Raw genomic sequence first — 7,698 nt, 5'->3', positions numbered from 1 at the left:
GGTCGCCGAGGAGCTGCTGCGGCGCGTCGCTGCGGCGGACACGGCGCAGGACGCCGTCGCGCTGGCCGGGCTGCCGGACGACCCGGGCGCGCGGGCCGTGCTGGGGGCGTCGCTGACGTCCGCGGCGCACCTGGTGCCGGTGCGGGACGCCGACGGACGCGTCGTGGACTTCCTGTACGCGGGCGTGAACCCCTCGGTCGACGATCTCTTCGAGCGCGCGCCGGACGAGCTGATCGGGCGGCGGCTGCTGCGTACGGAGCCCGGAGCGGCCCTCTCAGGGCTTTTCGCGGCGTATGTAAGGGTTCTGGAGACCGGGGAGCCGTTCGCGCGCGGACCGTTCCTGTACTCGTCCGCACGGGACGGTGTGGCGCGCGCGTCCCGGATGACCGTGCGGTGCGTGCGGGTCGAGACCGGCGTGGTGGTGTCCTGGCGCTACCTGCGCGGCGAGGACCGGATGCGGTGGCGGCTGGAGCGCGCCGAGCGCCTGGTCGCGATCGGGTTCGGCGAGTGGGACCTGGCGACCGGGCGGATCACCGGATCGCCGCAGATGGCGGCGAACTACGGACTGGACGCGGCCGACGGGACGCTGGTGCCGGACGAGCTCGCCGAGGTGATCCACGCCGAGGACCGGGAACTGATCTCCGAGGGCCTGCGGACGCTGTTCGCACGCCGGGAGCCGGTCGAGGTGGAGCACCGGGTGGTGCTGCCGAGCGGCCGGCAGCGGCACCTGTGGGTGTTCGCCGAGCCGGTGCTGGACGCGTCGGGCCGTCCGGTGACGATCAACCTCGTCTCGCAGGACATCACGCGCCGCCGGGGCGTGGAGCGGGCGCTGGCCCGGACCCGCCGGGAGATACTGCGGCAGCAGGCGCTGACGGCGCAGGAGCGGCGGGTCGCGGCGACGCTGCGGCGCGCGATCCTGCCCGAGCCGGAGGCCGGCGGGGTCCGCAGGCTGCCGGGCGTCACGGTGGCGGTGCGGTCGCTGGCCGCCGAGAGCGAGGCGCGGATCGGCGGCGACTGGTTCGCGACGCGGTCGCTGGCCGACGGCCGGGCGCTGATGGCCGTCGGGGACGCGGCGGGGCACGGGCTGCCGGCCGCCGCGGCGATGGCGCGCATGCGCAACGGGCTGCTCGGCATGGCCTACACGGGGCGTTCCCCGGGACGGCTCCTGGGCTGGCTGAACGACCTGGTGAGCGACCTGGAGCCCGCCGCGACCGGGACGGCCGTGGTGGCGCACTTCGAGCCGCAGTCGCGGTTCCTGGAGTGGGCGAGCGCGGGGCATCCGCCGCCCGTGCTGCTGCGGGACGGCAAGGCCGCGCCGCTGGCGTGGGAGGCCGACCCGCTGCTCGGCGCCGCCGAGGACTACGACTACGCGACGAACACGACGCTGCTGGAGCCCGGTGACCTGGTGCTCTTCTACACCGACGGGCTGGTCGAGCGCCGCGACGCCGACCTGGAGGACGGCATCGGGCGGCTCTGCGACATCCTCTGCGAGTGCTCGGACACCGATCCGGACGCCGTTCTGGACCGGGTGCTGGCGCGGATCGAGCACGACCGGTCGGCCGACGACACCACGCTGTTCGCCTTCCGCGTCACCTGACCCGTCCCCGGCCGGCGCGTGACCCGCTCCCGCTCCCGGGCTGGCGCCTGAGCCGTCGCAGCCTCGCGCCTGGTGTCCCGTTCTCCGGCGACCGGGGGCCGGCGCGGCGATTCTTTCTAACAACCGTTTGGTAGAGTCCGGGGCGTGAACCGGAACGAGACCCCCGAGGACCGGGCCTTCCGAGCCGAGGTCCGCGACTGGCTCGAGACGCACCTGTCCGGGGACTTCGCGCACGCGCGCGGCCTGGGCGGTCCCGGCCGCGAGCACGAGGCGCACGAGGAGCGGCTCGCCTGGGAGCGGCACATGGCCCGCGCGGGCTGGACGTGCGTGGGCTGGCCGAAGGGGTTCGGCGGGCGCGGCGCGAGCCTGGAGCAGCAGGTCATCTTCCACGAGGAGTACGCGCTCGCGGACGCCCCCGCGCGGGTCAACCACATCGGCGAGAACCTGCTCGGCCCGACGGTCATCGCGTTCGGCACCGACGAGCAGCGCGCCCGGTTCCTCCCGCCGATCGTCGCGGTGGAGGAGCTGTGGTGCCAGGGGTACTCCGAACCGGACGCCGGTTCGGACCTGGCGAACGTCCAGACGCGCGCGGTCCTGGACGGCGGCGAGTGGCGGATCGACGGGCAGAAGGTGTGGACGTCGCTGGCCGTGGAGGCCGACTGGTGCTTCGCGGTGTGCCGCACCGAGCCGGGGTCGTCGCGGCACCACGGCCTGTCGTACCTGCTCGTCCCGATGCGGCAGGACGGCGTGGACGTGCGGCCGATCGTCCAGCCGACCGGGACGTCGGAGTTCAACGAGGTGTTCTTCGACGGCGCGCGCACCGACGCGGCGAACATCGTCGGCGCGCCCGGCGAGGGCTGGAGGATCGCGATGGCGACGCTGGGGTTCGAGCGCGGCGTCGCGACGCTCGGGCAGCAGGTCGGGTTCCGGCGCGAGCTGGAGGGCGTGATCGACCTGGCGCGCCGCACCGGCGCGGTGGACGACCCGCTGCTGCGCGACCGGCTCACGAGGTCGTGGATGGGCCTGGAGGTCATGCGGCTGAACGCGGTGCGGACGATGGCGGGCGTGGCGTCCGGCGCGCCCGGCCCCGAGTCGTCCATCTCCAAGCTGGTGTGGGGGACCTGGCACCGCGAGCTGGGCGAGCTGGCGATGGACGTGCTCGGCGCCGCCGGCCTGGTCGCGGACGGCGAGCCCTACGACCTGAACGACTGGCAGCGGCTGTTCCTGTTCTCGCGCTCGGACACGATCTACGCCGGGTCGAACGAGATCCAGCGCAACATCATCTCCGAGCGGGTGCTCGGACTGCCCCGGGAGGCCCGTCCATGACCCCCATCCCGCCACCCACGCCGCCACCCACGCCGCCGCGCACTCCGTCCACCGCTCCGTCGTACGTCCCCGGGCACGGCCTGCTGACGGACCGCGCCGTCGTCATCACCGCCGCGGCCGGTGCGGGCATCGGCGGGGCGACCGCGCGCCGCTGCCTGGAGGAGGGCGCGCGGGTCTTCGTCTCCGACGCGCACGAGCGCCGGCTCGCGCGCAGCCACGAGGAGCTGGCCAAGGAGTTCGGGGACGACCGTGTCGCCGCGCGGCCGTGCGACGTCACCGACGAGACGCAGGTGCAGGCGCTGTACGCGTCCGCCGTCGAGCGGTTCGGACGCGTCGACGTCGCCGTCAACAACGCGGGGCTCGGCGGCACCGCGAACCTGGTCGACATGGACGACGAGCAGTGGACGCGCGTCCTGGACATCACCCTCACCGGCACCATGCGCTGCACCCGCGCCGCCCTGCGCCACATGCGCGGCCAGGGTTCGGGCGTCATCGTCAACAACGCGTCGGTGATCGGCTGGCGGGCGCAGAAGGGGCAGTCGCACTACGCGGCGGCCAAGGCGGGGGTGATGGCGCTGACGCGGTGCGCGGCGCTGGAGGCGGCCGAGTTCGGTGTCCGGGTCAACGCGGTGTCGCCGTCGCTGGCGATGCATCCGCACCTGGTCAAGGTGACGTCACAGGAGCTTCTGGACGAGCTGACCGCGCGGGAGGCGTTCGGCCGCTACGCGGAGCCGTGGGAGGTGGCGAACGTTATCGTCTTCCTGGCTGGCGACTATTCGTCCTACATGACGGGCGAGGTCGTCTCCGTCTCCTCCCAGCATCCTTAGGAACACGACACACGATGAGTCCACGACGGCGCGACGCCGAGGGAACCGCCGCGGCGCGCGCGGAGCGCCGGGCCGAGCTGCTCGCCACGGCCGCCGAGGTGTTCGCCTCGCAGGGGTACGCCGCGACGACGATCCGGCAGGTCGCCGACGCCGCCGGGATCCTCGGCGGCAGCCTGTACTACCACTTCGACTCCAAGGAGTCGATGGCCGACGAGATCCTCTCGACCTTCCTGGACGAGATGTGGGCCGCCTACGACCGCGTGCTCGCCGCCGGGCTCGGCGCCCGCGAGACGCTGGAGGCGCTGGTCGTGGAGTCGTTCCGGTCGATCGACCGGCACCGTCCGGCCGTGGTGGTCTACCAGAACGAGTCCAAGCACCTGGCGACCAGCGAGCGCTTCGGCTACCTGCTCGACTCGCACCGCCGCTTCGAGCGGATGTGGACCGAGCTGCTGGAGCGCGGCGTCGCCGAGGGCGCGTTCCGCGCCGACCTGGACCGCGGGCTGGTGTACCGGTTCATCCGCGACACCGTGTGGGTGGCGGCGAACTGGTACCAGCGCGGCGGACGCCTGTCCGCCGAGGACATCGCCAAGCAGTACCTCGCCATGGTGCTGGAGGGCATCCAGGCGACCTGACCGAAGAGGAGACCCCCCGATGGCCGAGGCATACCTGGTCGAAGCCGTCCGCGCCCCGGTCGGGCGGCGCGGCGGCGGACTGGCCGCCGTGCACCCCGCCGACCTCGGCGCGCACGTGCTGACCGCGCTGGTCGAGCGGTCGGGGATCGATCCGGCCGCGGTGGAGGACGTGGTGTTCGGCTGCGTGGACACCGTCGGCCCGCAGGCCGGGGACATCGCGCGGACGGCGTGGCTGGCCGCCGGGCTGCCCGAGGAGGTGCCCGGCGTCACCGTGGACCGGCAGTGCGGCTCGTCCCAGCAGGCGGTCCACTTCGCGGCGCAGGCGGTGCTCGCGGGGACGTCCGACCTGGTGGTGGCGGGCGGTGTGCAGAGCATGTCGCAGGTCCCGATGGCGTACGCGATGACGGCCGCCGAGCCGCTGGGCTTCGACCGCGGCCCGTTCGTGGGGTCGCGGGGCTGGGTGCGCCGGTACGGGGACGGCGAGGTGTCGCAGTTCGCCGGCGCCGAGCGGATCGCGCGCGACTGGGACCTGTCGCGCGAGGAGATGGAGGAGTACGCGTACGCGTCCCACCAGAAGGCGATCCGCGCGGTCGACGAGGGACGGTTCGCGCGCGAGATCGCGCCGGTCGAGGGCGTGGCGGCCGACGAGGGGCCGCGCCGCGACACGTCCCGGGAGAAGATGGCCGGGCTGCGGACGCTGGTGGACGGGGGACGCCTCACCGCCGCGCTGGCCTCGCAGATCTCCGACGGCGCCGCCGCGCTGCTCGTCGCGTCCGAGCGGGCCGTCCGCGACCACGGGCTGACGCCGCGCGCCCGGATCCACCACCTGTCGGCGCGCGGCGAGGACCCGATCCGGATGCTGTCCGCGCCGATCCCCGCGACCGCGTACGCGCTGAAGAGGAGCGGCATGCGGATCGACCAGATGGACGTCGTGGAGATCAACGAGGCGTTCGCGTCGGTGGTGCTGGCCTGGCTGCGCGAGACCGGCGCCGACCCGGCGCGGGTGAACCCGAACGGCGGCGCGATCGCGCTCGGCCACCCGCTCGGCGCGACCGGGGCGCGGCTGATGACGACGCTGCTGCACGAGCTGGAGCGGACGGGCGGACGGTACGGCCTGCAGACGATGTGCGAGGGCGGCGGCCAGGCGAACGTGACGATCCTCGAACGCCTGTGACGCCCGCGCGCCGGCCTGTGACGCCCGCGTGCCGGCCGTGGACGGGTGTGACCTGGGGCGGGTGTGAGCGCACGCGGGTGGGTGGCTCGTGGACTCCGGCGTCTCAGGCATACTCGGGCGGAGCCCCCCATGGAGGACGCCCATGCTCGAAGGTCTGCGGATCGTCGAGATGTCGAGCTTCGTCGCCGCGCCGCTCGGCGGCATGACCCTGGCCCAGCTCGGCGCGGACGTGGTCCGGATCGATCCGCTCGGCGGCGCGGCCGACACCGCGCGCTGGCCGCTCGCGCCGTCCGGGACGAGCCTGCTCTGGACGGGGATGAACAAGGGCAAGCGCTCGGTCACCGTGGACCCGCGGTCCGCCGAGGGGCGCGAGGTGGTGGCGCGGCTGGCGGCCGAGGCGGGGATCGTCCTGACCAACGCCGTCGGCGGATGGCCGTCGTACGAGGAGCTGCGCGAGGCGCGTCCGGACCTGATCCTCCTCCAGGTCGAGGGCAAACCGGGCGGTGCCCCGGCCGTGGACTACACGGTGAACGCCGAGATCGGGTTTCCGCTGGTCACCGGCCCTGTCGACCATGCCGCGCCCGTCGCGCACGTGCTGCCGGCCTGGGACGTGGCGTGCGGGCTGTACGCGGCGGTCGGGCTGCTGGCGGCCGAGCGCCGCCGCTCGCGGACGGGTGAGGGCGCGCACCTCCGGCTTCCGCTGTACGACGTCGCGCTGGCGACCGCGGGCAACCTGGGGCTGCTCGCCGAGGCGCAACTGGGCGTCGAGCGCGAGCGCGTCGGCAACCACCTGTACGGCGGGTTCGGCCGCGACTTCGCGCTCGGCGACGGCGACCGGGTGATGGTGGTCGCGCTGACTCGGCGGCACTTCAACGACCTGTGCGAGGCCACCGGCATGGCCGGCACGGTCACCGAGCTCGCGCGCCTGCTGCACGCCGACTTCTCCGTGGACGGCGACCGCTACCGGCACCGCGAGGCGCTCGCCGCGCTGCTGGCCCCCTGGTTCGCCGCGCGCACGCTGGCCGAGGTCGGGCGGGCGCTGGAGGGCCGCTCGGTGCTGTGGGCCCCCTACCGGCGCTTCACCGACCTGGACCTGGCCGCGAGCGCGCTCATGGACGAGATCGACCAGCCGGGCGTGGGCCGCATCCGCGCGCCCGCGTCACCGCTGGACACCGGCGCCGAGCGGCGGGCCGTGCCCGCGCCGCGGCTCGGCGAGCACACCGACGAGATCGTCTCCGGTCTCGGCCTGGACCCCGCCGACCTACGCGCGAAGGGAGTCGTTGCGTGATCGACATCCAGGGCTGGAGCCCCGAACCGCAGGAGACCACCGAGATCCTCCAGCCCGGTCCCGCCCACGGGCTGGCGGGCCTGCTCGGCGCGCCGTTCGACGGCGACGAGCTGCCCCCGCTGTGGCAGTGGCTGTACTTCCTGGAGCGGCCCCCGCAGGCGGTGCTCGGCCCGGACGGGCACCCCGCCGAGGGACGCTTCCTGCCGCCGATCCCCAACCGCCGCCGGATGTTCGCCGGGGGCCGGTTCCTGCAGCGCGAGCCGCTGCGCGTCGGCGACACCGTGACGCGGCGGGACGAGATGGTCGCCGCCGAGATCAAGCAGGGGCGCACCGGCGAGCTGCTGTTCGTGACCGTCCGGCAGACGTTCCTGCGCGACGGGCAGAAGATCGCCGTCGAGGAGCAGGACCTGATGTACCGGTGCGGCGCGCCGGACTCCGCGCCGCCCGAGCCGTCCTACAAGGAGCCGGTGCTGCGCCGCACGCCCTGGCGGACGACCTTCACCGCCGACCCGGTGCTGCTGTTCCGGTTCAGCGCGCTGACCTACAACGCGCACCGCATCCACTACGACGAGGACTACGCGACCAACGTCGAGGGCCATGCCGGGCTGGTCGTGCACGCGCCGCTGCTGGCGATCATGCTGCTGGAGCTGCCCCGCCTGGCGGGCCACAAGGTGACCGAGTTCTCCTTCCGGGCGCGGCGTCCGGTGTACGCCGGGCAGCCGGTCGCGGTGGTCGGGCACCCGGACGGCGAGCTGGCGGTGATCGCGGCGGCGTACGCCTCCGGGCCGGTGTCCGCGCTGACCGCGACCTTCTCGTAGGGTGTCAGCGACGTAAGCGGACACTTGCGGCGGAGG

At 74.2% G+C, this 7,698-nt stretch carries 7 protein-coding genes; all 7 read left to right on the top strand.

Translation table 11 applies throughout. The features are described 5' to 3' along the window. A partial coding sequence (locus tag DZF91_RS17290; RefSeq protein ID WP_117358487.1) for a PP2C family protein-serine/threonine phosphatase occupies positions 1-1,597 on the top strand: 1,597 nt, incomplete at its 5' end. A gap of 144 nt (positions 1,598-1,741) precedes the next feature. Further along, positions 1,742-2,923 (top strand): acyl-CoA dehydrogenase family protein, encoded by a 1,182-nt coding sequence (locus DZF91_RS17285; protein ID WP_117358486.1) that lies wholly within the window; start codon positions 1,742-1,744, stop codon positions 2,921-2,923. Further along, positions 2,920-3,750, top strand: a complete 831-nt coding sequence (locus DZF91_RS17280) for an SDR family oxidoreductase (protein ID WP_117358485.1) — start codon at positions 2,920-2,922, stop codon at positions 3,748-3,750. The genes DZF91_RS17285 and DZF91_RS17280 overlap by 4 nt, the downstream gene beginning before the upstream one ends. Positions 3,751-3,764: 14 nt before the next feature. Next, complete coding sequence (locus DZF91_RS17275; protein WP_117358484.1) at positions 3,765-4,382, top strand: TetR/AcrR family transcriptional regulator; 618 nt, start codon at positions 3,765-3,767, stop codon at positions 4,380-4,382. 19 nt (positions 4,383-4,401) lie between these two features. Continuing rightward, positions 4,402-5,556, top strand: a complete 1,155-nt coding sequence (locus DZF91_RS17270; protein WP_117358483.1) for an acetyl-CoA C-acetyltransferase — start codon at positions 4,402-4,404, stop codon at positions 5,554-5,556. 142 nt (positions 5,557-5,698) lie between these two features. After that, positions 5,699-6,844, top strand: coding sequence for a CoA transferase (locus DZF91_RS17265; protein WP_117358482.1), 1,146 nt, complete (start codon positions 5,699-5,701; stop codon positions 6,842-6,844). Then, positions 6,841-7,662 carry an FAS1-like dehydratase domain-containing protein gene (locus tag DZF91_RS17260; protein WP_117358481.1) on the top strand — a complete coding sequence of 274 codons (822 nt, stop codon included), beginning with the start codon at positions 6,841-6,843 and terminating at the stop codon, positions 7,660-7,662. Before DZF91_RS17265 ends, DZF91_RS17260 begins: the two co-directional genes overlap by 4 nt. The last annotated feature ends 36 nt before the right edge of the window (positions 7,663-7,698 follow it).

This window comes from Actinomadura logoneensis, from assembly GCF_003428695.1.
Classification (GTDB): domain Bacteria; phylum Actinomycetota; class Actinomycetes; order Streptosporangiales; family Streptosporangiaceae; genus Spirillospora; species Spirillospora logoneensis.
The sequence above is the reverse complement of the archived record's forward strand: the minus strand, read 5'-3'. Positions and strand labels throughout refer to the sequence as shown.